General features: G+C 68.8%; 28 protein-coding genes. 9 read left to right on the top strand and 19 right to left on the bottom strand.

What is annotated here, in order from left to right:
• Window positions 1-11 precede the first annotated feature (11 nt).
• Window positions 12-1,532 (top strand): alpha/beta hydrolase, encoded by a 1,521-nt coding sequence (locus OG205_RS39465; RefSeq protein ID WP_330272910.1) that lies wholly within the window; start codon window positions 12-14, stop codon window positions 1,530-1,532.
• Window positions 1,533-1,549: 17 nt separating this feature from the next.
• On the opposite strand, the gene OG205_RS39460 is transcribed toward OG205_RS39465, so the two are convergent.
• From OG205_RS39460 to OG205_RS39435, 6 genes are all read right to left on the bottom strand, one after another.
• Entirely contained in the window at window positions 1,550-1,780 is a 231-nt protein-coding gene (locus tag OG205_RS39460; RefSeq protein ID WP_330272909.1) for a hypothetical protein, read from the bottom strand.
• Between the two features lie 134 nt (window positions 1,781-1,914).
• A complete protein-coding gene (locus OG205_RS39455) occupies window positions 1,915-2,568 on the bottom strand; it encodes a response regulator transcription factor (RefSeq protein WP_319977770.1) in 654 nt (217 codons plus the stop codon).
• On the bottom strand, window positions 2,559-4,070 hold the full coding sequence (locus OG205_RS39450; protein ID WP_330272908.1) for a GAF domain-containing sensor histidine kinase: 1,512 nt from the start codon (window positions 4,068-4,070) through the stop codon (window positions 2,559-2,561). The genes OG205_RS39455 and OG205_RS39450 overlap by 10 nt, the downstream gene beginning before the upstream one ends.
• A 150-nt stretch (window positions 4,071-4,220) precedes the next feature.
• On the bottom strand, window positions 4,221-4,829 hold the full coding sequence (locus OG205_RS39445; protein WP_330272907.1) for a hypothetical protein: 609 nt from the start codon (window positions 4,827-4,829) through the stop codon (window positions 4,221-4,223).
• Window positions 4,826-5,776 (bottom strand): methylmalonyl Co-A mutase-associated GTPase MeaB, encoded by a 951-nt coding sequence (gene meaB, locus OG205_RS39440; protein ID WP_330272906.1) that lies wholly within the window; start codon window positions 5,774-5,776, stop codon window positions 4,826-4,828. Before meaB ends, OG205_RS39445 begins: the two co-directional genes overlap by 4 nt.
• A gap of 11 nt (window positions 5,777-5,787) precedes the next feature.
• A complete protein-coding gene (locus OG205_RS39435; protein WP_330272905.1) occupies window positions 5,788-6,978 on the bottom strand; it encodes an acetyl-CoA C-acetyltransferase in 1,191 nt (396 codons plus the stop codon).
• Window positions 6,979-7,103: 125 nt separating this feature from the next.
• On the opposite strand from OG205_RS39435, the gene mce reads away from it, so the two are divergent.
• Window positions 7,104-7,541 carry a methylmalonyl-CoA epimerase gene (gene mce, locus OG205_RS39430; RefSeq protein WP_330272904.1) on the top strand — a complete coding sequence of 146 codons (438 nt, stop codon included), beginning with the start codon at window positions 7,104-7,106 and terminating at the stop codon, window positions 7,539-7,541.
• On the opposite strand, the gene OG205_RS39425 is transcribed toward mce, so the two are convergent.
• Together OG205_RS39425 and OG205_RS39420 are read right to left on the bottom strand one after the other, a co-directional pair.
• On the bottom strand, window positions 7,513-8,070 hold the full coding sequence (locus OG205_RS39425) for a TetR/AcrR family transcriptional regulator (RefSeq protein WP_330272903.1): 558 nt from the start codon (window positions 8,068-8,070) through the stop codon (window positions 7,513-7,515). The genes mce and OG205_RS39425 overlap by 29 nt on opposite strands.
• Window positions 8,071-8,130: 60 nt before the next feature.
• On the bottom strand, window positions 8,131-8,490 hold the full coding sequence (locus OG205_RS39420; RefSeq protein ID WP_330272902.1) for an SPW repeat protein: 360 nt from the start codon (window positions 8,488-8,490) through the stop codon (window positions 8,131-8,133).
• A gap of 161 nt (window positions 8,491-8,651) precedes the next feature.
• On the opposite strand from OG205_RS39420, the gene ccrA reads away from it, so the two are divergent.
• Window positions 8,652-9,965, top strand: coding sequence for a crotonyl-CoA carboxylase/reductase (gene ccrA / locus OG205_RS39415; protein ID WP_330272901.1), 1,314 nt, complete (start codon window positions 8,652-8,654; stop codon window positions 9,963-9,965).
• A 36-nt stretch (window positions 9,966-10,001) separates the two neighbouring features.
• On the top strand, window positions 10,002-11,396 hold the full coding sequence (locus OG205_RS39410) for a chromosome segregation protein (protein ID WP_330272900.1): 1,395 nt from the start codon (window positions 10,002-10,004) through the stop codon (window positions 11,394-11,396).
• A 103-nt stretch (window positions 11,397-11,499) separates the two neighbouring features.
• Here the strand turns inward: OG205_RS39410 and OG205_RS39405 are convergent, their stop codons facing one another.
• On the bottom strand, window positions 11,500-12,027 hold the full coding sequence (locus tag OG205_RS39405) for a histidine phosphatase family protein (protein ID WP_330272899.1): 528 nt from the start codon (window positions 12,025-12,027) through the stop codon (window positions 11,500-11,502).
• A gap of 22 nt (window positions 12,028-12,049) precedes the next feature.
• Between OG205_RS39405 and OG205_RS39400 the strand changes: the two genes are divergently transcribed.
• Complete coding sequence (locus OG205_RS39400) at window positions 12,050-12,595, top strand: GNAT family N-acetyltransferase (RefSeq protein WP_330272898.1); 546 nt, start codon at window positions 12,050-12,052, stop codon at window positions 12,593-12,595.
• Window positions 12,595-13,287: an alpha/beta fold hydrolase gene (locus tag OG205_RS39395; protein WP_330272897.1), complete on the top strand. Its 693-nt coding sequence runs from the start codon at window positions 12,595-12,597 to the stop codon at window positions 13,285-13,287. The genes OG205_RS39400 and OG205_RS39395 overlap by 1 nt, the downstream gene beginning before the upstream one ends.
• A 3-nt stretch (window positions 13,288-13,290) precedes the next feature.
• Here OG205_RS39395 and OG205_RS39390 read toward each other — a convergent pair whose 3' ends face one another.
• The gene (locus OG205_RS39390; protein ID WP_319977781.1) at window positions 13,291-13,584 is read right to left on the bottom strand and encodes a hypothetical protein; all 294 of its coding nucleotides are present in this window, start codon (window positions 13,582-13,584) and stop codon (window positions 13,291-13,293) included.
• A 32-nt stretch (window positions 13,585-13,616) separates the two neighbouring features.
• Between OG205_RS39390 and OG205_RS39385 the strand changes: the two genes are divergently transcribed.
• Entirely contained in the window at window positions 13,617-13,820 is a 204-nt protein-coding gene (locus tag OG205_RS39385; protein WP_330272896.1) for an FmdB family zinc ribbon protein, read from the top strand.
• Here OG205_RS39385 and OG205_RS39380 read toward each other — a convergent pair.
• Window positions 13,817-14,188: a hypothetical protein gene (locus OG205_RS39380; protein WP_330272895.1), complete on the bottom strand. Its 372-nt coding sequence runs from the start codon at window positions 14,186-14,188 to the stop codon at window positions 13,817-13,819. The two genes, OG205_RS39385 and OG205_RS39380, sit on opposite strands and share 4 nt — an antisense overlap.
• Window positions 14,189-14,232: 44 nt before the next feature.
• Here OG205_RS39380 and sigJ point away from each other — a divergent pair, with 44 nt between their 5' ends.
• Window positions 14,233-15,129, top strand: coding sequence for an RNA polymerase sigma factor SigJ (sigJ, locus tag OG205_RS39375; protein ID WP_330272894.1), 897 nt, complete (start codon window positions 14,233-14,235; stop codon window positions 15,127-15,129).
• Here the strand turns inward: sigJ and OG205_RS39370 are convergent.
• From OG205_RS39370 to dhaK, 5 genes are all read right to left on the bottom strand, one after another.
• Complete coding sequence (locus OG205_RS39370; RefSeq protein ID WP_330272893.1) at window positions 15,126-15,719, bottom strand: DUF3558 family protein; 594 nt, start codon at window positions 15,717-15,719, stop codon at window positions 15,126-15,128. The two genes, sigJ and OG205_RS39370, sit on opposite strands and share 4 nt — an antisense overlap.
• A gap of 43 nt (window positions 15,720-15,762) precedes the next feature.
• Window positions 15,763-17,538 (bottom strand): 3-hydroxyacyl-CoA dehydrogenase family protein, encoded by a 1,776-nt coding sequence (locus OG205_RS39365; protein WP_330272892.1) that lies wholly within the window; start codon window positions 17,536-17,538, stop codon window positions 15,763-15,765.
• Window positions 17,539-18,261: 723 nt separating this feature from the next.
• On the bottom strand, window positions 18,262-18,969 hold the full coding sequence (gene dhaM / locus OG205_RS39360) for a dihydroxyacetone kinase phosphoryl donor subunit DhaM (RefSeq protein WP_330272891.1): 708 nt from the start codon (window positions 18,967-18,969) through the stop codon (window positions 18,262-18,264).
• Complete coding sequence (gene dhaL, locus OG205_RS39355) at window positions 18,966-19,592, bottom strand: dihydroxyacetone kinase subunit DhaL (protein ID WP_330272890.1); 627 nt, start codon at window positions 19,590-19,592, stop codon at window positions 18,966-18,968. Before dhaL ends, dhaM begins: the two co-directional genes overlap by 4 nt.
• A 1-nt stretch (window position 19,593) precedes the next feature.
• The gene (gene dhaK, locus OG205_RS39350; RefSeq protein ID WP_330272889.1) at window positions 19,594-20,586 is read right to left on the bottom strand and encodes a dihydroxyacetone kinase subunit DhaK; all 993 of its coding nucleotides are present in this window, start codon (window positions 20,584-20,586) and stop codon (window positions 19,594-19,596) included.
• Window positions 20,587-20,729: 143 nt separating this feature from the next.
• Between dhaK and OG205_RS39345 the strand changes: the two genes are divergently transcribed.
• A complete protein-coding gene (locus OG205_RS39345; protein WP_330272888.1) occupies window positions 20,730-21,722 on the top strand; it encodes an ABC transporter substrate-binding protein in 993 nt (330 codons plus the stop codon).
• A 30-nt stretch (window positions 21,723-21,752) separates the two neighbouring features.
• Here OG205_RS39345 and OG205_RS39340 read toward each other — a convergent pair whose 3' ends face one another.
• From OG205_RS39340 to OG205_RS39330, 3 genes are all read right to left on the bottom strand, one after another.
• Window positions 21,753-23,258 (bottom strand): aldehyde dehydrogenase family protein, encoded by a 1,506-nt coding sequence (locus tag OG205_RS39340; protein ID WP_330272887.1) that lies wholly within the window; start codon window positions 23,256-23,258, stop codon window positions 21,753-21,755.
• A gap of 88 nt (window positions 23,259-23,346) precedes the next feature.
• A complete protein-coding gene (locus tag OG205_RS39335; RefSeq protein ID WP_330272886.1) occupies window positions 23,347-24,357 on the bottom strand; it encodes a hypothetical protein in 1,011 nt (336 codons plus the stop codon).
• A 227-nt stretch (window positions 24,358-24,584) separates the two neighbouring features.
• Window positions 24,585-24,821 (bottom strand): hypothetical protein, encoded by a 237-nt coding sequence (locus tag OG205_RS39330; protein WP_330272885.1) that lies wholly within the window; start codon window positions 24,819-24,821, stop codon window positions 24,585-24,587.

Raw genomic sequence — 24,821 nt, 5'->3', positions numbered from 1 at the left:
GGGGGAAACGCATGTACCGCAAGAAGATCGCGGCGGCACTCACCGTCGCCACCGCGACATCGCTGTTCATCGCCCCACAGGCTCAGGCGGCGACCGGCCTGGCCGATCAGAGGATCACCTGGCAGCAGTGCACAGACGAGCCAGGATTCGAACGGCTGCAGTGCGGTAGCTTCACCGCCCCGATGGACTGGAACAACCCGCGCAACGGCAAGACCATCTCCATCGCGGTCAGCCGCACGGTTCCGTTGAACGGCAAGGCGAAGAGCACCGTCTTCACCAACCCCGGCGGCCCCGGCGGCGCCGGGCGCACGTTGCCGCTGATCTACCTGAACCGGCCGAAGCTCAGCGAGAACGCCGAGATCGTCGGCATCGACGTGCGCGGCACGGGCGGCAGCGACAACGTCACGTGCGGCTCGTACCAGCACCGGCTCGCCACCGACTGGCGCGACCGGAGCAAGGCCAACCTCGACCTGCTCTACGGCGGAATGGAGCTGCAGGCCAAGTTCTGCCAGTCCAAGTCCGGCGAACTCGGGCGGTACATCACCACCGAGCAGACCGTGCGCGACCTCGACCTGCTCCGCCAGGTGCTCGGCCGCAAGAAGGTCAGCTGGCTCGGCTACTCCGCGGGCACCTGGATGGGCGCCTACTACGCCACGTACTTCCCGAAGACCCTCGACAAGATCGTGCTCGACTCCAACACCGAGTTCACCGTGTCGTGGCAGAAGGTCTTCGACAACCTCCCGGCCGGGTCCGAACTCCGGTTCCGCATGGACTTCCTGCCGTGGGTGGCGAAGTACGACAACGTGTTCCATCTCGGCAAGACGGCCGAGGAGGTGCGGCAGAGCTATGAGACCACCCGCGCACGGCTGGTCGAGCAGCCCGCCACGTTGCCGGACGGCACCGTCATCACGCCTGTGGTGCTGGACGCCGTGATCTTCGGCGGCCTGTACAGCAAGGACTCCTTCGAGGGCACGGCCCAGCTGGTCGCGCTGATCGCGGGCACGCTGCCCATGACGCTGGCCGCGCCCAAGCAGTACCCGGACGCGCTGATGGGCACGCAGATGTCGATCCTGTGCAACGACACCCCGTTCCGCGGCGACCGGAAGTCGTTGGAACGCGAAGGGAACAAGAGCGTCCGGCAGTACTCGCTCGTCGGCGGCTACCAGGTGACCGGACCGTGCGCGTGGTGGGACCGTCCGGACGTGCAGCTCAAGCGTCCCAACGGAAGGGGCGTCGACTCCGCGCTGATGGTGCAGTCGGTGCGCGACCCCGCGACGCCTCTCGCAGGCGCGCAACGGGCTCACGCCGGGTTCGCCAACTCCCGGCTGCTGACCGTGAAGGACGAGGGTGACCACGGCATCTACGGGTTCGGCAACGACTGCGTCAGCGACGTGGTGGAGAGCTACCTCGTCGACGGCGTGGTGCCGGCGAGGGACCTGAGCTGTCCCGGCGTGCCGCTGCCGGCACCCGGTGAGAGCAAGGGCAACCCGCTCGTCAAGGCGCAGCAGCTGGCCGCTCAGGCCGGGTGGTGACCGTCCACTCAGGATGATCAGGAGCTGAGGTCCTCGTGAGGCGAGCGCCTCAGCTCCTCCATCTCGGCCCGGCGCGCCAGGACCTCCTGGAACCGGGCGGCGTCCTCCTGGGTGATCCGGACGAGCCTGCCCTCGACCGGCTCCTCACCCCAGACCAGGTCGCGGGTGTACGACACCACTTCCCGTGCAAGGGTCAGGTCCTCCCTGACGATGGCGAGCGGGTCGTCGAACGGGTGCTCCTCGGTCACGACCGCGTAGTGGAGGTGCCGTTCGGCGTAGCCCTCGATCGCGCGTGATCAGCAAGTCGGCTCCGCGGCGGATCCCTCCGGTGGTCCCAGTCGATCAATGCGAAGTGCTGGTGCCCCATGCACCCGATGATCGCCTAGAAAGCGCCGGGATGGGTGCGTCTGCGCCGAGCCGCGTAGACACCGGCCTCGGTGCGGCGGTCGAAGCCGAGCTTGTGCAGGAGCGACGACACGTAGTTCTTGACCGTCTTCTCGGCGAGGAACAGGCGGTTCGCGATCTGCCGGTTCGTCATGCCCTCGGCGATGAGGTCGAGGATCCGGCGTTCCTGCGGACTCAGCGCGGCGTAGCGCGGATCTTCCTCGGGGCCGCCGCGAAGCCGTTGCAGGACGGTGGCCGTGACTCCGGCGTGCAGGAGCGATCCACCGGAGGCGAGAGTGCGGACGGCGGCGACGAGATCGTTGCCGGACACCTCTTTCAGCATGTACCCGGCCGCGCCGGCCATGATCGCGCCGAACAGGGCCTCGTCGTCCGAATAGGACGTGAGCATCAGGCACGCCGGCGGCGGCTGCACCAGGCTCCTGATCTCCCGGCACACCGTGACGCCGTCGCCGTCGGGCAGCCGCACGTCGATGATCGCCACGTCGGGTTTGAGCCGCGGCGCCTGCGCGATCGCGGCCGCGGCGCTGTCCGCCTGGCCGACGACCTGGACGTCCTCCGCCTGCGCCAGCAACTGCACCAGCCCGCGCCGCACGATCTCGTGGTCGTCCACCAACAGCACCGCTATCGCCATCTCGCCTCCTGCAGCACCAGTGGAACGAACCAGGTGATGCTCACCCCGGCTCCGGGGATCGAGTCGACCGCGCAGTCACCGTGGTGGCGCCGCGCCCGAGCCGCCATGTTCGCGAGCCCGCCCGTGTGATGGGGCGCGCCACCGGAATCGTCAGCCAACGGCAAGCCTCGTCCGTCGTCCTTGACCATGAGCTCAAGACTCGTCACGGTGCGATCGACGCTCACGGCAACAGCAACATGCTTTGCTCTCGCGTGACGCACGACGTTCGTTAGCGCCTCTCGGAGCGTGGCCAGCAAATCGGGCCTGACCTGGTCCGGCACCACGGTGTCCAACGGTCCTTCGAGCGACACGTCCGGTTCGAACCCCAGCAGCTGTGCGGACTCGTGCACGACGTTGAGCAGCTGCCCGCGCAGGCTCGTGCCCCCGGCCGGCGGTTCCTGCAGGGAGAAGATGGTGCGGCGGATCTCCCGGATCGTGCGGTCGACCTCCTCCACGAACCCGCTGATCCGTTCGGCGACGTGAGGCTTGACGCTCGCCCCGGTCAGCCCCTGCAGCCCGAGCCCGAGCCCGAACAGCCGCTGGATGACCAGGTCGTGCAGGTCCCTGGCGATGCGGTCGCGATCCTCCAGCACCGCCAGCCGTTCGGTGTCGCCCCGCGCCCGCGTGAACTCCAGCACCAGCGCGGCCTGCGCGGCGAAGGCCTCGATGAGGTCGGGGTCGTCGAAGCCGGACTCGGTGCTGGGCCTGGACAGGATCAGCACGCCGATCGTCCGTTTCCCCACCTTCAACGGCACGACCGCGCACGGCCCCTGCACCGCGGACACCTTGCCCTCCGCGTGGCACTCGCCCTGGCCGGACTCGTAGACCCGGTAGGTGACCGTGCCTTCCTTGGGCACCCGCATGCCCTCGGCGTCGTACGTGCCGCCGTCGGTCACCTCGATGATGAGGTCGCCTTTGTGGTCGGGCAGTACAACGGCCGCGAAGTCGGCGTTGGCCGTTGTGCGTGCCGTCTTCGCCACGAGGTAGAGAGCGTCACGGCCGTTCGTGCCCATCAGCAGGTTGGTCGTCACCTCGGCGGCGGCGCGCAGCCACACCTCACGCTTGCGCGTCTGCTCGTAGCGGTCGAGGTGCTCCACGGCGCTTCCCGCCGCCGTGGCCAGCGCGGTGAGGATGTCGCGGTCCTGGTTGCTGAACTCCGCCTTGCCGCTCAGGAAGAGGTTGCCGAACGTCTCGTCGTGCACCTTGATCGGCGCGCCCAGGAAGTCCGCCAGACCGATCGAGCGCGGATCACCGGACGTGATCTGCACCTGGCCGTCGTGGTGGGCGGTGAACTCCGTCAGTTCCCGGTGGGTGTTGATCACGGCCAGCGCGCCGTAGGAGGCCCCGATCAGGTCGCAGGCCGACTCGACGGTGTGGCGGAGCAGATCGGGGAGGGTGTCGACCTCGGCGAACGACAGCACGACGTCCAGCACTCGCTGTTCCGTGCTCACGTTGCCGTCCACGGCCTTCACCCCTTGGGGGGATAGAAGTGACACCGCACGAACGACTGAGGGTAACTCCACGCCGTAGTCAAGGGGAGACCATCACTGCAAACAGTGAACTTTGGGACTACTGAGAGTAGAGGTGCGTCTTGTTTGGAGGGGCCAGGCGGCTCAGTGCAGGCCGACCGTGAACCCCTCGTCGATCACTCCGCGGTAGATCTGCGGGGCGAAGGTCCGCAACCCCTGGTCGAGCGGGCCGATGAACCCGGCCGAGTCACCGAGCGGCAGCCGGTACCCGTTCTGCACGCGGTGGAATTCCCACAACGGCTCCATCGTCGGGTGCGCGGGCCGGAACTGCTGCGGATCGCGCGGATGCAGGTCGACGCGCACCAGGGTCCTGCGCACCAGGGCGTCCGCGAGCTGGACCGCGCGCTCCTGGGTCCGGGAGATCGAGATCGCACCCAGCTCCTGCCAGGCGGCAGCCCACGGCATGCCCTGCGGGTCGTCCAGCCGGATGCCCTGCTGCTCGATGATCAGCTTGCGGGGCCGGGAGATCGTCTTCCACTTCACGACGGCCATCACGCCGATGAAGGTGAACGCGATGCCGATGACGGCCGCGATGCTGCCGCCCACGGGTTCACCGTCCACGAACGCGGTGACGGCGCCGACCAGAGCGAGGATGCCCAGGATTCCGGCGACGGAGCCGCCGATCAGGACTTTGCGGGTGTCGCTCTTGCCGAGGTCGATGACGACAGGCGGAGGCGCTCCCCAAGCGGTCATGACCGCAGGTTACCGCTGATCAACAGCTCCGCTGCGGCGAACGGGTCCAGTTCACCCTCGACCACGCGCTTCGCCAGCTGGTCGACGGGACCGAAGCGGGTGCGGACGCGTTCGACGGCGATGGCCTCGATCTCGGCGCCCGCGCGGCGCAGGCGGCGTTCGGTCAGCTCGCCGTGCTCGGCCATCCACGACTGGTGTTCGGTGATCGCCTCGACCACGCGGTCGAGGCCTTCCATGCGGGCCGCGACCGTCTTCACGACGGGCACGCGCCACGACGGGCCTTCGCGATCCCTGCGGCCCAGCGAGATCATGTACTTGAGGTCGCGCGCGGTCTGGTCGGCGCCGTCGCGGTCGGCCTTGTTGACCACGAAGACGTCGGCGATCTCCAGGATGCCCGCCTTCGCGGCCTGGATGCCGTCGCCCATGCCCGGCGCGAGGAGCACGAGCGTCGTGTCGGCCAGGGCCACGATCTCGATCTCGGACTGACCGACGCCGACCGTTTCCACGATGATCACGTCGAAGCCGGCCGCGTCCAGCACGCGCAGCGCCTGCGGCGTCGCCCAGGACAGGCCGCCGAGGTGGCCGCGCGTGGCCATGGAACGGATGAAGACGCCGGGATCGGTCGCGTGGTCGCCCATCCGCACGCGGTCGCCCAGCAACGCGCCGCCGGAGAACGGGCTGGACGGGTCGACGGCGATCACCGCGACGCGCTTGTCCTGGTCGCGGAAAGCACGCACCAACGCGTTCGTGGAGGTCGACTTGCCGACGCCGGGAGCGCCGGTGATGCCGACGACCTGGGCGTGCCCCGTGTGCGGGGCGAGGGCCGCCGCCACCACGGGCAGCTGCGCACTCCCCTGTTCCACCAGGGAGATCAGCCTGGCGACCGCGCGCGGCTCGCCGTCACGCGCGCGGTCGACCAGTCCTGGTACGTCAACAGCTGTGGCCACAGCCAAAGACACTAGGCCTTGGCGGGCACGCGGATGATCAGAGCGTCGCCCTGACCACCACCACCGCACAGCGCCGCCGCACCCACGCCGCCGCCCCTGCGCTGCAGCTCCAGCGCGAGGTGCAGGGCGATGCGGGCGCCCGACATGCCGATCGGGTGGCCCAGCGCGATGGCGCCGCCGTTGACGTTGACCTTGTCCTCGGAGATTCCGAGCTGACGGGACGACACGATGCCGACCGCCGCGAACGCCTCGTTGATCTCGATCAGGTCGAGGTCGGCGGGGTCGATGCCCTCCTTGGCGCACGCGGCCTTGATGGCGTTGGACGGCTGCTCGTGCAGCGAGGCGTCGGGGCCCGCGACGACGCCGTGGGCGCCGATCTCCGCGATCCACTCCAGGCCCAGTTCCTCGGCCTTCGCCTTGCTCATCACGACGACAGCGGCCGCGCCGTCGGAGATCTGCGACGCCGAACCCGCGGTGATGGTGCCGTCCGCGGCGAACGCCGGGCGCAGCTTGCCGAGCGAGTCGGCCGTGGTGTCGGCGCGCACGCCCTCGTCCGTGCTGAACAGGACGGGGTCGCCCTTGCGCTGCGGGATCGAGACCGGTGCGATCTCGGCCTCGAAGACACCGTTCCCGGCGGCCTTCGCGGCGAGCTGGTGCGACCGCGCCGAGAACGCGTCCTGCTCGTCGCGCGTGACGCCGTAGCGGCCGTTGTACTTCTCGGTCGAGACGCCCATCGCAACCTGGTCGAACGCGCAGAACAGGCCGTCGAGCGCCATGTGGTCCTGCATCGTCACGTCGCCGTACTTGAACCCGCCGCGCGACTTCGGCAGCAGGTGCGGCGCCTGCGTCATCGACTCCTGGCCACCGGCCACGACGACGTCGAACTCGCCGGCGCGGATCAGCTGGTCGGCCAGCGCGATCGCGTCGATGCCGGACAGGCACACCTTGTTGATGGTCAGCGCGGGCACGCTCATCGGGATGCCGGCGGCGACCGCGGCCTGGCGGGCGGGAATCTGGCCCGCACCGGCGGTGAGCACCTGACCCATGATCACGTACTGCACCTGCTCGGGGGCCACGCCCGCGCGTTCCAGTGCCGCCTTGATCGCGACGCCACCCAGCTGGGCGCCCGAGAAGTCCTTGAGGGATCCCAGCAGTCGGCCCATCGGGGTACGCGCCCCGGCGACGATCACGGAACCGGACACAACTGCCTCCATTGGAAGAGCGAACGGTCGTTAACTAGGCACCATACCTGGGGCTACTGGGCGGTAATCGTGTGAGACCCCGCACAGCAGCACCTGCACCGATCACGTAGATACCCTTGCCCGCTATGAACGCAGACATCGCTCGATTCGTGACCGCGATCGACCACGTGGGCATCGCGGTGCCCGACCTCGACGTCGCCATCGCGTTCTACCGCGACAACTTCGGCCTCGAAGTGGCGCACGAGGAGGTCAACGAGGAGCAGGGCGTGCGCGAGGCGATGCTGCACGCGCCCGGCGACCACGACGGCACCGCCATCCAACTGCTGGCGCCGCTGAACGAGGACTCGACGATCGCCAAGTTCATCGGCCGCTCCGGCCCCGGCCTGCAGCAGCTCGCCTACCGGGTGTCCGATGTGGACGTCGCGGCGGACGCACTGCGGGCGAAGGGCCTGCGGCTCCTCTACGACGAGGCTCGGCGCGGCACGTCGAACAGCCGGGTCAACTTCGTGCACCCCAAGGACGCGGGCGGCGTGCTCATCGAACTGGTCGAGCCAGCGCGTTAGCCACGAAGCTCAGTTCCCGATCGATCGGGTCCTCCTCGTCGCTGTGCCGCGCCACCGAATGCCGGTAGCTGACGGCCAGCGCGAGGAGTGCCGCAGCGGCCTCGACGTCCTTCATCGCGACGGCTGCACCTCCCGCGGCCAGGATGACCTGCTTGATCTGCGCCGCGACGTTCTCGTAGCGCGCCCGCATCGCGTCTCTGACCGCCGAATGCGTATCCGCTTCACGCCACAACAGGTGTGACAGCAGCGGTGAGGCGTTCAACCTCGCGTCAAGCGCGGCGACGAGTCTTCTGAGCGACTCGGCGATGTCTCCCGCCACGACGACGCGGCGGTGGTCGACCGTGCTGTCCGGCAACCGCGCGACCAGCGCGGCGAGCAGGTCCTTCTTGCGGTTGAAGTAGTAGTGCACCAGGCCTTTGGGCACGCCGGCGCGTTCGGCGATCCGCGAGGTCGGTGTGGCGTCGAAGCCTCCGTCGGCGAACAGCTCCTCGGCCGCGGCCAGGATGCGCTCCTTGGCCGAATCCTCCACGCGTTCCTCCACGGGTGTGTGGGCCCAAGAGGTTCCTGGGCCCACAGGTTTCCTGACTGATCAGTGCGGTTGCGCGGCAGCCGAGTGCGCTGCGTTCGCGGAGGGCATCGCCAGCGCCCCCGCGGCAATGGTGAGCACGCCACCGACCCAGGAGACCCACGAGGCCGCCATCAGGTCGCTGTAGCTCATCACCCACGGAGAGATGAACAGCAGTGCTCCGAGCACCATCTGCACGTACTCCCCGTAGATCATCGCGGGCATGGCGAGGTCGACGAGTCCGTCGATCGCGATGAGCGCGCCGAGCACGATCATCGTCCACATGGCCGCGTTCGAGATGTCCACGACGAGCGGAGACAGCAGCACCAGAACGCCGATCGCCACCTCGGTCCAGTCCTGCCACCTGGTCCACGCCTTGGTCATCTCCACCACCTCCTTCTCGGACGCCTTCGATGCTCCTCTTTGGTTGGCCGCCCGGTCAACACTTCTGAGTGGAATCCCTCACAGGCGTGCATCTGAATCGGTTACTGCTGAGTAACCTCCGGCAACCTGCGACTATCCCTCACTAGGGAAGGAATGCCGCCGTGCAGAAGATCCTTGACGCGATCCTGGCCGACGAGCTGGACGCCATCGGTTCGTTGGACGTTCCGGAGAGCTATCGGGGCGTGACAGTGCGCGCGGACGAGGCCGACATGTTCTCGGGCCTGGAGACGAGGGACAAGGACCCTCGCAAGTCGCTGCACGTCGACGAGGTCGCCACGCCCGAGCTCGGGCCGGGCGAGGCGCTGGTCGCCGTCATGGCGTCCGCGATCAATTACAACACCGTGTGGACCTCGATCTTCGAGCCGGTGTCCACGTTCGGGTTCCTGAAGAAGCTGGGCGGCCGCCACGACCTGCCGTACCACGTCGTGGGATCGGACCTGGCCGGCGTCGTCGTGCGCACCGGTCCCGGCGTCACCGCGTGGAAGCCGGGCGACCGCGTCGTGGCGCACTGCCTGGACGTGCCGCTGGAAGCGCCGGACGGGCACAACGACACGATGCTCGACCCGCAGCAGCGGATCTGGGGCTTCGAGACGAACTTCGGTGGTCTCGCCGACCTGGCGCTGGTGAAGTCGAACCAGCTGATGCCGATGCCCAAGCACCTCACGTGGGAAGAGGCCGCGTCGCCGGGCCTGGTGAACTCCACCGCGTACCGCCAGCTGGTGTCGACCAACGGCGGCAACATGAAGCAGGGCGACACGGTCCTGATCTGGGGTGCGTCCGGCGGTCTGGGTTCGTACGCCACGCAGTTCGCGTTGAACGGTGGCGCCACGCCGATTTGCGTCGTGTCCTCGCCGGAGAAGGCGGAGATCGTTCGTTCCATGGGCGCCGAACTGATCATCGATCGTTCGGCGGAGGGCTACAAGTTCTGGAAGAACGAGCACGAGCAGGACCCGCGCGAGTGGAAGCGGTTCGGCGCGCGCATCCGTGAACTGACCGGTGGTGAGGACCCGGACATCGTGTTCGAGCACCCCGGCCGGGAGACTTTCGGCGCTTCGGTGTTCGTGGCGCGCAAGGGCGGCAAGATCGTCACGTGCGCGTCGACGTCCGGCTACATGCACCAGTACGACAACCGCTACCTCTGGATGAACCTCAAGAGCATCATCTCCTCGCACTTCGCGAACTACCGCGAGGCGTGGGAGGCGAACCGCTTGGTCGCCAAGGGAAAGATCCACCCGACAGTGTCCAAGGTGTACTCAATGGACGAAACGGGCCAGGCAGCACACGACGTGCACCGCAACGCACACCAGGGCAAGGTCGGCGTGCTCTGCCTTGCGCCCGAAGAAGGTCTTGGTGTGCTGGATCACGAACTACGCGCACAACACCTCACGGCTATCAATCGATTCCGGGGTGTGTGACCTTCTGGGGTTACCCGAACGGGTAGCGTGAGGGGCATGGGCCTCGCCGACGACCGTGACCTCGTCCCACTGGGATCCGGCTTCGACATCGTCAAGCGCGGGTATGACCGCAACCAGGTCGAGGATCATCTCGAACGCCTCGACTCGGACCTGCGACTGCTCGCCGCGGACCGCGATGCCGCTGTCTCCCAGACGTCAGATCTGGCGCGCCAGCTGGAAGCCGCACGCTCGGAGATCACCGAGATGCGCAACCAGGTGGAGCGCCTGTCACTGCCGCCGACGACGCTGGAGGGGCTTTCCGAGCGCCTCCAGCGCATGCTGCGGCTGGCGCAGGACGAGGCCAACGAGATCAAGGCCCGTGCCGAATCGGAGGGCGGGCACATCCGCGCCAAGGCTGAGGCCGACGCGGGTGTGCTGCGCCAGCGCTACGAGAAGCTCATCGCCGAACTCGACGAGCGCCGTTCCGCCATGGAGTCCGAGCACAAGGGCGTTCTCGAAACGGCGCGCAACGAGGCGGAGAAGATCGTCTCCGAGGCGGAGTCCGCCGCCCGCAAGATCGCCGACGAGTCCGAGCAGCGCCGCGTGACCGTCGAAGAGGACTTCGAGATCGCGATGGCCGCCCGCCGCTCCGAGGCGATGGCCACGCTGGCCGCCCAGGAGGCCAACTCCAAGACCGAGGCCGACCGGCGCCTGCGCGAGGCCGCCGAAGAGGCCGCCCGAGTCCGCGCCGCGATCACGACCGAGCAGACCACCTCGAAGGCCGACGCCGAACGCCGAGTCCGCGAGGCCACCGAAGAGGCGAACCGCCGCCGCCACGACTCGGTCACCGAGGCCACCGCGCGCATCCAGGAAGCGACCGACGAGTCGAACCGCCGCGTCCGCGAGGCCACCGAGGAAGCCAACCGCCGCACCGCCGCCGCCACCCAGCGCGTCGACCAGCTCCGCAACCTCCGCAACCGCCTCTCGCACCAGCTCCACAACGTGCGGACGGCGCTGCAGGAGGTCGTGCCGCTGCTCGACCCGGTGGACGAGGAGAAGCCCGCGGCTCCTGCTCCCGCGCAGGGCCAGGGTGGCGCTCCGGTACCGGCCCAGCCCGCTCAGGCACCGCAGGCAGGTCAGTCTCCGCAGGCCGCTCAGGCAAGGCCCGCGGCACCGCAGGCTCAGCCGCAAGCCCCCGCCCAGGCCGTCAAGTCGCCTCAGGCCGGTTCCGCGGCGTCGAACAAGCCCGCCCAGCCTGCCCCGGCTCCGCAGGGCGCGCCCTCGGCACAGAGCAAGCCGGCGCAGGCGTCCCCGCCTCAGGCATCCCAGCCCAAGCCACCGCAGGCTCAGGCATCCCAGCCGTCTCCAGCACAGCCGTCCCCAGCACAGGCACCTCAGGTCGACGGCCCCACGGCCAAGCTCGCACGCCCGCAGACGGCCAAGAAGTCCTGACGCAGGAAGCTCGTACCGCAAGCTCACGCAGGGGTCCCCCGCCCAGGGGGACCCCTGATTTCAATTATCCCAGCCGGCACCGACAATTTCGGGTCCGCGCAGGTCAGACGGTGATTTCGTAGATCGCGGGCATCGGCATGGTGCGGCAGAACTCCCAGTCCGCCGGCAGCCCCGACGCGATCAGCGCACGTGTCAGGAACGTCCCGTGCGACCCGACGAGCACAGTCACGTCCGGGTACTCCTCACCCATGCGCGCCAACGCTTTCCCCGCCCGCACGGTGAGCGCGTCGAGGCTCTCCCCCTTCCCGTGGGCGAAGCCGGGATGAGCCCAGCTGTGGGTGTACGGCGTCTCCCAGTCCGCGCTCGGCACCAGCCCCGACTCCCACTCCCGCAGCTCGGCCCAGGTCGTCACGGCGAGCCCGAGCGCGTCAGCGGCGGGCGTGACCGTCTGGACCGCCCTGCGCTGCGGACTCGACAGCACCGCCGCCGGCGAGTACGCGGCGAGGCGTGGGACCAGCGACTCCGCCGCCACCAAGCCGTCCTCGGTGAGCGGGCGCTCGTCGTAGTCCGGCTCACCCAGCCGCGGCCGGACGGACTCCGCATGACGCACCAATACGATTCGTGTGGACACAACACCATCTTGGGGGAACAGGATGTTCGTGAGATCGCTGGGCGTGGACGACGCCGAGCTCAGGCCGTTGGACCCGTGGCAGGCCGAGGAGTTCTTCGCGCACATGGAGCGCGGCCGGGAGTTCATCGGAGAGCACATCGGGTTCGCGGACAAGGCCAAGGACCTGGAGAGCGCGCGGGAACTCCTGCAGAGCTACGCGGACAAGGCGGCGGCCGACACCGGGCGGATCTTCGGGATCTGGCTCGGCGAGAAGCTGGTCGGCGGCGTGCTGTTCCGCGTGATGGACATCCCGCAGGGGCGTGCCGAGGTCGGGTGCTGGCTGGAACCGGCCGCGACGGGCAAGGGACTGATCACGCGGGCGTCGCGGATCCTGATCGACTGGGCGATCTGCGAGCGCGGCGTGCATCGGGTTGAGTGGCAGGTGTCGTCGGAGAACGCGCCCAGCATCGCGGTCGCGCGGCGGCTCGGCATGAGCAGGGACGGGGTGCTGCGCTCGTACTTCCTGCACCACGGGGTTCGTCAGGACCTCGAGGTGTGGTCGGTGCTGGCGTCGGAGTGGGAGAGCTGATGGACGATCTGGTGCTGCTGCACGCCTTTCCGCTCGACGCGCGGATGTGGGACGTGCCGGGCGCGCTGACGCCGTCGTTGCGCGGCCACGGCGAGCCCGATCTCGACACCGTCGCGGCGCAGGTTCTCGGCGTGCTCGACGAACGGAACCTGGACAGCGTCGTGCTCGGCGGCTGCTCGATGGGCGGCTACGTGGCGATGGCGTTGCTCAGGCGTGCACCGGAACGCGTGCGGGGCCTGATCTTCGTCGACACCAAGCACACCGCGGACGCGCCGGAAGCGGCGGCGAACCGGCACGCGATGGCGGACCGCGTCGAACGCGAGGGCGTCGGCGACTGGCTCGCGGACGCGATGCTGCCGAACCTGCTCGGACCCAACGCCTCGGACACCGTGCGAGCGTCCGTGCGCACCATGATCCTGGAGCAGCGGGCCGAGGACGTGGCGTGGTGGCAGCGCGCGATGGCGAAGCGGCCGGACTCGACGGACGTGCTGGAGTCGCTGGACGTCCCGTCGCTCGTGCTCGTCGGCGAGCACGACAAGCTCACACCGCCCGACGTGGCCGCGAAGCTCGCCGTGACGTTGCCGCACGCGACGAGCGAACGCATCGAGGACGCGGGACACCTGCCGCCCGTCGAGCAGCCGGAGGAGTTCCGGGCACGGCTGGAGCGGTGGCGCGAGCAGGTCGGGCTCTAGGAACTACCAGCGGCGCGCGGTCGGGCCTCGCCGGCCGCGCGAGTCCCAGCACGTCTGGTGCCAGTGACGACGTTCCTCGACCGAGCCCGTGTCCTCCGCCGGCCACGCCACGACGTGCGCGACACCGGGGCGGATCTCGTGGTCGCAGCCGGGGCAGCGGTAGGTCTTCTGGGCCTGCGCGCCCGAGATGGCGCGGACCAGCCAGTCGCCGTCCGGGCCTGACTCGGCGCGCGCCCAGCCGACGCCCCCTCCGAGGGGACGGGATTCTTCTGGCTTGGGGCTGTTACGACGTGGCACGACAACACGTTAACCGCTCGTAGAATCGGTCCGTGCCGACCTACGAGTTCCGTTGCCGTACCTGTGACGACACCTTCGACGTGCAGCGCCCGATGAGCGAGTCGTCCTCGCCGGCGAGCTGCCCCGATGGTCACCCGGACACGGTGAAACTGCTGTCCATGGCTGGTATCGGCGGCACCCGGCAGCAGCCCGCGGGCGGTGGCGGCGGTTGTTGCGGTGGAGGCTGCTGCGGCTAGCGCCGGATCCGGAAGAGGTAGACCACGCTGGCGGCGAGCAGCGCCGCGGCGAGGGGAACGTGCAGGGCCGTGAGGTGGAACACGCCGATGTACACCTGAGCGGTGATCAGTGCCAGAAAGCCCACGGCGTACCAGATGGGCTGAGCCGACCCGCCGCCCGGCCGCCACGCGAGAACCGCGACGACGACGTGGACGACCGTCACGACCCACAACGTGTACGAGCCGGCGCTGTGCAGGACGTGTCCGTACGGGAGGGTCATCATCAGCCCCGCGGTGATGGACTGAACGAAGACGGCCGCGGTCTGCAGAGCGACAGTGGCGTGCAGGAGCTTGAGGTTGGCGGGTTTCGCCGTGGTGTGCGTGGCCATGACAGTCCGACGACGCAGCGGCCGGAAATGTGAGGCGGGGGACGTTGGCTGATCCTGGTGTGCACGCGATCGTGAGCGAACAGCGGCAGCTGCTGAACCTCGCCTACCGCCTGCTGGGTTCGCTGGCCGACGCCGAGGACGTGCTGCAGGAGACCTACGCGCGGTGGTACGCCCTGTCAGCGGACCAGCGGGACACCATCGAGTCCCCCGGAGCGTGGCTGACGAGGGTGGCCGGTCGCATCTGCCTGGACCTGCTGGGGTCGGCCAGGGCCAGGCGGGAACGCTACGTGGGCGAGTGGATACCGGAGCCGCTCCCGGACCGGGAGGAATGGGGCGGTGAGCCCGATCCGGCGGACCGCGTCACCCTGGACGAGTCGGTCACCATGGCGTTCCTGGTGGTGCTGGAGCAGATGACCCCGGCGGAACGGGTCAGCTTCGTGCTGCACGACGTCTTCCGGTTCCCGTTCGCGGAGATCGCGGAGATCGTCGGCAGGAGCCCGGCGGCGTGCCGGCAACTGGCCACGTCCGCACGGCGGCGGATTCGCGCATCGCGGCGCGACGAGATCCCGGCCGCGCGGCAGGCGGACGTGGTGCGAGGTTTCAAGCAGGCGTGGGAGGCGCAGGACATCCGGGCCCTGATCGCCCTGCTGGACCCGGCGGCCGTCATGGTCGCCGACGGCGGCGGCCAGGTCGGCACGGTGCTGAAGCCGGTGGAAGGCCGCGAGCAGATCGCCCGCTACCTCATCGGCATCGGGAAGGTGGCGCCGGATCTGACGATCCTCGCCAGGACGGTGAACGGCAGGCCTGGCCTGGTGGCGACGTACGACGGTGTCGCGGTGACGGTGGCGGCGATCGAGGTGGAGAACGACCGGATCACCAGGATCTGGGCGGTGCGGAACCCGGAGAAGCTGAAGCCCTGGCGAACCACTGGGCTGGGCTAGGCCGTCTCGCGGTCGATCAGCACCTCGGCGACCTTGCGCCCCTGGTCGCAGACGCTGCCGAACTTGCCGGACGGGTCGATGATGATGATTCCGAGCCCGCCGCCGTTGTAGGGCAGGGCCAGCACGCACGACGGATCGACGTCCTGCTCGTCGGAACGGTCCAGGTAGACGACCTTGTGGCCCTTCACGTCCCAGTCACCGGTGGTGCGTTCGATCGTGATCTGCTTGCCCTCGCGGTACCGCAGGGAGACGCCGACCTCGACGTCGTCGATCTTCGTCGTCCACCGGCACGACTCCTCGAACGTCGAGTCGTAGTTGATCTGCGTGGGCGGCGTCTCGGCCTTGGCGCCGGGGTAGGGCAGGTCCGTCCACTTCAGCTTGGCGCAGGTGGGCGTGATCTCACCGTCGATCGGCGAGCTCTCCGGGTCCTGCGACTCGCTCGGGTCCGTGCTCGGATCCGTGGAGCCCTCCTGGTCGAACGGCGAGGTGACGTCGAGCGGCGCCTGCGCTACCGGACTGCCCCCGATGGTCGCGTGAGCACAGCCGGACGCGAGCACGAGGACAGCCAACAGGAGCACCAGTCGCCGCATGCCACCACCATGCCAGACGCGACATGGTGCCCCTGTTAGCGGCTCACGAGTAGTCGCGGAATCCCTTGCCCGTCTTGCGGCCGAGGCGACCGGCCGTGACCAGGTGTTCCAGCAACGGCGCCGGCGCGAAGCCGGGCTCGCGGAACTCGTTGTAGAGCGTGCGCTGGATCGCCAGCGACACGTCCAGGCCCACGACGTCGAGCAGCGCGAACGGTCCCATCGGCAGGCCGCAGCCGACCTTCATGGCGTTGTCGATGTCGTTGGCCTCCGCGTAGTGGGCCTCCAGCATCTTCACCGCGTCGTTGAGGTACGGGAAGAGCAGCGCGTTCACGATGAAACCGGCCACGTCACCGCAGTGCACGGGGTGCTTGCCGAGGTCGAGGCAGATCTTGCGGGCCGTCGCGACCACGTCGGCGCCCGTGGAGATCGTCTCCACGATCTCGACCAGCTTCATGACCTGCGCGGGGTTGAAGAAGTGCAGGCCGACGACGTCCGCGGGCCTGCTCGTGGCGGCCGCGACCTCGATGACCGGCAGAGAGGACGTGGTCGTCGCGAGCACCGCGCCGGGCTTGCACACCTCGTCGAGCGCCGCGAAGACCTCCTTCTTGATCCCGATCTCCTCGGCCACCGCCTCGACGACCAGGTCGCAGTCCGCCAGTTCCACGAACTCCACGGCGGGCGAGATGCGGGCGAGCGTCGCGTCGCGGTCCTGTTCCGACAGTTTGCCCTTGCTGACCGCGCGGTCGAGCGACTTGCGCACCGCGCCGATCGCCTTCTCCGCCTTGTCGAGACCGCGCGCCCGCAGCACGACGTCGTACCCGCGCTTGGCGAACACCTCGGCGATGCCCGTCGCCATCGTGCCCGTGCCGATGACACCGACCCGTTGAACCTCACGGGTCTGCACCGCGCTGTCCACTTCGGACGGTGTCTGCACGTCCTTGACGACGACCGGCGAGTCGGGCCCGTCGTAGGTGTAGAAACCGCGCCCGGTCTTCCTGCCGAGAAGCCCGGCCGTGATCATCTGCTTGAGCAGCGGCGCCGGCGAGTGCAACCGGTTGCGCGACTGGTGGTACATCGTGTCGAGGATCTCGTACGCCGTGTCCAGACCGATGAGGTCCAACAGCGCCAACGGTCCCATCGGGTAACCGCAGCCGTACCGCATGGCCGCGTCGAGGTCCTCACGCGTCGCGTACCTGGACTCCAGCATCTTGACCGCGTGGTTGAGATACGGGAAGAGGAGCGCGTTCGCGATGAAGCCGGCCCTGTCCCCGATCACGACCGGCGACTTGCCCAGCCGTTCCGTGAACGCGACCACGTCGGTGATCACGTCCGGCTCCGTGACGACCGTGCGCACGACCTCGACCAGCTTGAGGACCTGCGTCGGGTTGAAGAAGTGCAGCCCCACGACCTTGCCGGGCCGCTTCGTCACCACGCCGATCTCGGTGATCGAGAGCGACGACGTGTTGGACGCGATGATCGCCTCGGGCTCGAGGATCTCGTCCAGCTCACGGAAGATCCGCGCCTTGAGCTCGACGCTCTCCGGCACCGCCTCGATGACGAGATCGCAGTCCTTCAAGCTTTGCAGGTCAAGACTCGTGGTGACCCGGCCGTGCAGCGCGGCGTTCTCGTCCGCGGTCAGCTTCTCCCGCTTGACGGCCCGCTTCGTCGAGTGCTCCAGGTGCCCGAGCCCGCGCTCGACCCCGGCCGCGTCGACTTCCACCACCTTGACCGAGAGCCCGGTGCGCGCGAGTACCTCCACGATGCCCGCGCCCATGGTTCCGAAGCCGACGACTCCGACGGTGTTGATTTCGCGCGCCACTGCAGACCTCCCAAGCGGGGTAAAGCGTGGGCTACCAAGGAGTAACTTGCGGGCGACTATGCCACTCCCAGCGCCGGCGAGGGCCGTGAGCTTCGCCATCAGGATCGAAACAGTTATCGGTCCAGCAAACGCCTAGACCCGGCCTTTTGCCTGATGAACCCAGGTGGGTGAACCCAGAGCTGCGCCATCCGAGTCGGGAGAACGGCTCGGCCGGGGACGGGCTTGGGTCTCGCGGGCCGCACCGGACTCGGCGCGGCAGGGACCGCCCTCGGGATCACGCGGTCACACCGGAGCGGGCAGGGCTGAAGACCGCCGTGGGAATGCGCGGGTGGCATCGAACTCGCGGGGGGCCGGGGACCGTCCAGAAGCCCGAGGGTCGCTTCGGACACGGCACGGTCGGGATGGCTGCCACAGCGACCCGTGTCGCGGTCGAAGCCCGCGGCGCCGAACGAGCATGCTGACTCGGGCAGCGCCTTCAAGACCGGGCATTGCTTCGCCACACAGCCACCTCTGGGCAACACCATCGAACACCGCGCCACACCACCGTCGACCAGCCGCTCACACCGCACGGCCCCGCTCTCCATCGGCCGCCCGCATCTCACAGCTCCACCTTCGGCCAGCCGCTCGTACCGCGCGCATCAACCTCGGACCAGCCGCTCACACCCCGCCCGCTTCGACCAGCCGCCCACACCTCGAGCCGCGAACCCGCGTCCGCGACGGCCGCTAGTCGTCGAACCCCCTCGCCGCCAGCTCCTCGATGCGCCGCACCGCCTCCCCCGCGTCCTTCCCCGTGGCCACCACGGTGATCGACTTGCCGCCGGGCGCGCTCAGGCCCATCAACGCCAGCACGCTCGCCGCGTTCGCCTCCTCGTCGCCGTAGCGGACGACGACGTCGGCGTCGAGTTCGGCGACAGTGCGGGCCAGCAAGGCTGCTGGGCGGGCGTGGAGGCCGACCTCGTTGGTCAGCAACACTTCCGCCGAGACCGCGTCCGGCACCAGGTGCAGGGAGGGGCGGCTGGGCGCGGCCACCGGGGCCTCGCCGGACGCGCCCTCTGCCGCGGCGGCCACGTCGGCCAGGGAAGCGGCTCCCTGCGCGGCGACGGACGCGGCTACCGTGCCCTCCACCAGTGGGGCGTCGACCACCAGGTAGCGGGACGGGTCGTCCGCGGATTCCACGGCCATCTCGGCCGTCATCTTGGCGCTGCCCAGGTCGTAGAGCACGACGACGCCCGCGCCGGAGTCGGCGTCCGCCAGGGCTTCGACCACTGAGGCGTAGTCGGTGCCCAGGCCGCCTTCTTCCGTGCCGCCCACGGGAAGCACGGAGACGTCGGGGGCCATCTGGGTGGCCAGTTCCGCTACGCCGTTGGCCAGCATTTCGCTGTGCGAGACGACTACCAGGCCCACTCGGCCGGTGTCCGCGGCCGCCGTCATGCCTTGGCCGCCGCGTCCGCGAAGGCGCGCAGCAGCAACGCCGTCGACCTGGCGCCCGGATCCATGTGGCCGGCGCTGCGCTCACCCAGGTAGGAGGCTCGGCCCTTGCGCGCCACCATCGGAACCGTCGACTCCGCCCCCTCCGCTGCCGCGTCGGCCGCCGCGGACAGGGTTGCGGCCACTGAGCCATCCGCGCTCGCCGCGGCTGTCACGGCCGGAGTGAGGGCGTCGACCATCGTCTTGTCGCCCACGACGGCCTTGCCGCGCGCGAACACGCCGTCCAGTGCGCCCTGCAAGGCGCGGGCGATCAGGGGGCCGTCGAGTTCGGGCGCGTCGCCCACGGCGGCTGACGCGCGCAGGAAGGCGGTGCCGTACAACGGGCCCGCCGCGCCGCCCACCGTGGAGATCAGCGTGGTGGCCACCAGTTTCAGGACCTTGCCCGGGGTGTCCGGTGGTTCGGCGTCCAAACGGGACAACAGGGCGGTGAAGCCTCGCCTCATGTTCTCGCCGTGGTCGGCGTCGCCGATCGCCTGGTCCAGGCGCACCAGTTCGTCGCGGTGCTCCTGGACCACCGTCACGGCGGCTCGCAGTGCCGTCACGACATCCGCTGCCGTGCAGCCCACTTCAGACTCCCCATCGCAGTGCGGGCGTGTGGACCGGCGCGTCCCACAGGGAGAGCATCTCGTCGTCCAGGCGAAGCAGTGTGAGGCTCATGCCCTGCATCTCCAGGCTCGTGATGTACGGGCCGACCAGCCTGCGTTCCACGACGATCCCCCGATCGGCCAGCAGCTGTTCCGCGATGCCGTGCGCCAAGTACAGCTCGATCAGCGGAGTGCCGCCCATCGAGTTCGTGAACAGCAGCACCCGATCGCCGGAGGCGAACGGCAGGTCTTCCAGAATCGGTTCCAGCAACTCCGACACCATTTCGGACGCGGTACCGGCAGGCACGCGACGCCGGCCCGGCTCGCCGTGGATGCCGATGCCGATCTCCATCTCGTCGTCGGCCAGCTCGAACGACGGCGAGCCCACGTGCGGCACCGTGCACGAGGTCAAAGCCAGACCCATCGAGCGCACCGACGCGATCACCCGCAAAGCCAGCGCCTCGCACGCCGCCAGATCATCACCGCGCTCCGCCGCCGCGCCCACGATCTTCTCCAGCAGCACCGTGCCGCCGACGCCACGACGTCCGGCCGTGTACAGCGAGTCCTTCACCGCCACGTCGTCGTCGATCACGACCGACCTGACCTCGGACTCCGCGAGCTCACCGGCCATCTCGAAGTTCAGCACGTCGCCCGTGTAGTTCTTCACGATCAGCAACGCGCCCGCACCGCCGTCCGTCCGCACGACCGCGTCGACCACCTGGTCCGACGTCGGCGACGTGAACACGGGACCGGGACAGGCCGCGTCGAGCATGCCCCGCCCGACGAACCCGCCGTGCAACGGTTCGTGGCCGGACCCTCCACCCGAGATGATCGCGACCTTCCCGCTCACCGGCGTGTCCGCGCGCACGATGACCGCCGGGTCGTAGTGCACCTTCAGCAGATCGGGATGGGCAGCCTGCATCCCCCGCAGCGCGTCCTGCACCACGGTTTCCGGATCGTTGATGATCTTCTTCATCGAAGCCCTCCCGAGAAGTCGGTGACCGTGTTCCTTCTTACTCCGGGGGTCTGACACTCGGAACAGGCAAAGGACCCCGCTACCGTTAGGCCGCCCTAATAAACGCAGGTCAACATCACGTTCCGTAGTGGAGGAACAACGTCGTGTCGAAGAGAGCCGCGCTGCTCGTCGCAGTCGCCCTGACCCTGACCGCCTGCTCCAGCACGCCGGACAAGCCGACCGTCGCCCAAGGTGGCGAGGACTTCGGCAAGGCGTACGAACTGAGCAACGGTTTCGGCACGACGCAGAAGCCCGGTGAGTTCCCCCGCACCATCAAGCACGCGATGGGCGAGACCAAGCTCGAGAAGAAACCCGAACGGGTGATCGTGCTCGACACCGGCGAACTCGACAACGTCGTGGCGCTCGGCATCAAGCCCGTCGGCATCGCCTACACCGACGGCTCGCCGACCATGCCGTCCTACATCGGCGACAAGGGCGGCACGCCGGAGAACGTCGGCACGACCAACAACCTCAACCTCGAAGCGATCACCAAGCTGAACCCGGACCTGATCCTGGGTTCGCAGCTGCGCGCGGAGGCCCTCTACCCGAAGCTCGCCGCGATCGCCCCGACGGTGTTCAGCGTGCGCCCCGGCTACGTGTGGAAGGAGAACTTCCTGCTCAACGCGGCCGCGCTCGACCGCCAGGCCGACGCGGCGAAGATGCTCGAGGACTACACGAAGAAGGCCACCGAGACCGGCGACGCCATCGAGAAGAAGCTCGGTGTGCGCCCGACGGTCACGGCGCTGCGCTTCATGCCGGGCCGCATCCGCCTGTACGCCAAGAAGTCGTTCATCGGCACGATCCTGATCGACGCCAAGATCGGGCAGCCGACCTCGTCCCAGGTGGACGACCTGGCCGCCGAGGTCAGCGCGGAGCAGATCAGCAAGGCCGACGGCGACTTCATCCTCTACTCCACCTACGGCGACCCGGCCAAGACCGCGACGGCGTCGGTGCTCGGCGGTCCGTTGTGGACCGGCCTGAACGCCGTGAAGGCGGGCAAGGCCAAGCCGGTCCTGGACGAGACCTACTTCCTCGGCCTCGGCGTGCTCGCCGCGGACGTGGTCCTGGACGACATGAAGAAGCAGCTCGGCGTCTGAGAACTCAGGCCGCGGACGCTCTTCGGCGACTCAGCGACCGAAGAGCGTCCGCGCGAGACGCAGCATCTGCTTGCCCGCCATGGAAGACCTGTCGAACGTCGCCATGTTGATCAGCGACTTGAACTTCAGCTTCGTCACGGCCTTGGCGTAGGAGAACTCGCGCAGCCCGTCCTCGCCGTGGATGCGCCCGAACCCGGAGTCGCCGACACCGCCGAACGGCAGCCCGGGAATCGCCGCGTAGGTCAGCACCGAGTTGATCGACACCATCCCGACCCGCAGCTCCGCCGCCAGCTCCTCGCCACGCGCCTTCGAGAACACGGCGGCACCCAGCCCGTACTTCGACTGGTTCGCCAGCCGCACGCCCTCCAGCGCGTTCGGCACGCGGTTGATCACCACGGTCGGCCCGAAGGTCTCCTCGGTGACCGCCAGCGAGTCCTCCGGCACGTCCACCAGCACCACCGGCTCGACGTACGGCGGCCTGATCGAGTCCGGCCCGCCGACGAGCGCCTTGCCGCCGCGGTCCAGCGCGTCCTGCACGTGCTCGCGGATGATCTCCACCTGCGACGGCATCGTGATCGGCCCGAGGTTCGCGTTCGGCTCGCCACCAGGCTTGAGCTTCTTCGCGCGCTTCACGACGATCTCGGTGAACTCGTCGGCGACGTCCTCGGCCACGTAGATCCGCTCCACGCCCGCGCACGTCTGGCCCGCGTTGGACACCGCGCCCCAGATCGCGGCCTCGGCGGCGGCGGTCAGGTCGGCGTCCGAGTCGACGATCAGCGCGTCCTTGCCACCGCACTCGACCAGCACCGGCGTCAGCGACGAGGCGGCCGCGGCCATGACCTTCTTGCCGGTCCGGGTGGAGCCGGTGAACGCGATCTTGTCCACGCCGGCGCCGACCAGCGCCGCACCCGTCTCACCGAAGCCCGTGACCACCTGGAACACCGGGAACTCCGGCACCGCCTCGGTGAACGTCGACGCGAGGAACGTGCCGACGCCCGGCGTGAACTCCGACGGCTTGAACACGACGGCGTTGCCCGCGGACAACGCGTAGGAGATCGAACCCATCGGCGTGTGCGCGGGGTAGTTCCACGGCCCGATGACGCCGATGACGCCCAACGGCCGGTACTCCAGCGTCGCGCCGTGGTTGAACATCAGCATGCCCGAGGACACCCGGCGCTTGCCCAGCACACGGCCGGCGTGCCGCGAGGCCCAGTGCAGGTGGTCCATCACCAGCGCGATCTCGACACGGGAGTCGTCGGCGGGCTTGCCGGTCTCCGAGCTGATCAACGAGATGAACTCGTCCGACCGCTGCGAGAGGATCTTGCGCCAGGCGTCGAGCTTGGTCTTGCGCCCCTCGAACCCGAGTCCGGCCCACCACGCGGCGGCCTCGCGTGCCGAGGACACCGCGTCCTCGACCTCGGCGGCCGTGTGGATCGGGTGATGCGCAACGACCTCGCCCGTGCGCGGGTCCAGTGATGCGAACCGCCGCTGCTCGCCATCGGCCGACAGCGCGCTGTTCGAAGCGGTCTGCGTCATAGGACTCCTCCGGTACTCGCCAGTAACCTCGACACTAACGCGTACTCGAAGAACTTTCAGCCCCCGCCTGGTCCCGCGCGGGGAGCCGTCAGGCCTGGGGCAGGGCAGGAAGAACCGCCTTGGCGAACGCTTGCGCCGCCTGGCAGCGATCCATTTCCTTCTCCTTCGAGGCCGCCACGATGAACTCCACGATCTCACCCGCGTCGCTCTGGTCCTTCGTCCGGACCACCACCAGCTCGCACGTCGGGTACGGACCGTCCTTGAACGCCTGGTAGCCCTTCAGCCCGCCGCCGAGATCGGTCTCGACCGACTTGGTGTCGAACTTGCCGTCCTTCGGGATGCGCGCCGTCTTGAACTCGATCTGCATCTGCGCGCTCTGCCCGGTCCACGAGCACTGGTGCAGACCGAACGGCAGCGCACGCGGCGAGGCACCGAGCACCGGCGAGAGCGTCGCCTTGTCGACGATCGTGCACGGGTCGACCTCGACCGGCGAGCCCTTGGGCGGGCTGTACTTCTGCGGGTTGCCCTTGAGCTTGCGCACCGCGCCTTCGAGCACCTTGCGCCCCGGCTCGCACGCCTCGCTGCCGTCGCTGCTGGTGCCCACCTGGATCCGCACGGCCTGTGCCGGGTTCTCCTGCGTCAGGGCCCAGATGAAGCACGACGTGCCGCTCAGCTTCTGCTCACCGCTCTTGAGGCTCGCGATCTGCTTGGTCGCCTTCTTCACCTCGCTGGAAGTCAGCGAGTACCCGATGTCCAGCGTGAAGTTGAGCGTCTTGCCGCCCTTGTCCTTCATGTAGTTGGAGCAGCGCGTGTACGAGCTGCTCGTGTACCTCGACGGCGTGCCGACCGTCTGCAGCACGTCCTTGTCGATCAACGCGCACGGGTTGATCAGCCGCAGCCGTTCCGCCGCGAACGCCGGGTCGACGGGCTTGCCCGCCTGCGCCGACGGTTTGGGCGACGGATCGGTCGTGTTCGCCTCCGCACCCGCCTGCACGGTCCGGCGCGGCGAGTTGGTCTTGGCAAGACCCGGCCCGGTCGCACAGCCGGCCATCAGCAGCGCGGCGGCGGCGACCACAGCGGTGGCACGAAAACGAGGCACGACGTGCACGGTAGCGACCTTTGCGTGCGTTCGTGGGCGGTACCCCGAGTTGTCCCGTGGCACATGTCACCCAGCGCTACGGGAACGATTCAGAAGATCCACGCGCTGTACAGGGTGAAGACCCCGAGAGAAGGAGAGACGTGCGAAACCGTATTCGCCGCGCATTCAACTGGCTCGACGCGTGGACGATCGAGGCCTTCAACCCTGTTTACCCTGGTCGTCCCCAGTCATAGCTCCTTGAGCGGCTGCTTGTCCGTTTCCGCGAACTGAGGCCGCAGCGTCGCCCACGCGGCGAACACCGCCGCCAGCACCGCCATGGCGATGCCCGCCCACAGGTTGATGTTGACCCCTTCGGCCTTCTTCAGGTCCTCGTCGGTCGTGAACGCGAGCCCGATGACGACCAGTACAACGCCGTACAGGCCGAAGAGGAAAGCGATGATCAGTCGCAGGTCGAACAACCTCAT

The organism is Lentzea sp. NBC_00516 (genome assembly GCF_036346835.1).
GTDB classification, from domain to species: Bacteria; Actinomycetota; Actinomycetes; order Mycobacteriales; family Pseudonocardiaceae; genus Lentzea; species Lentzea sokolovensis.
This window is presented reverse-complemented; position numbering and strand designations above follow the sequence as displayed.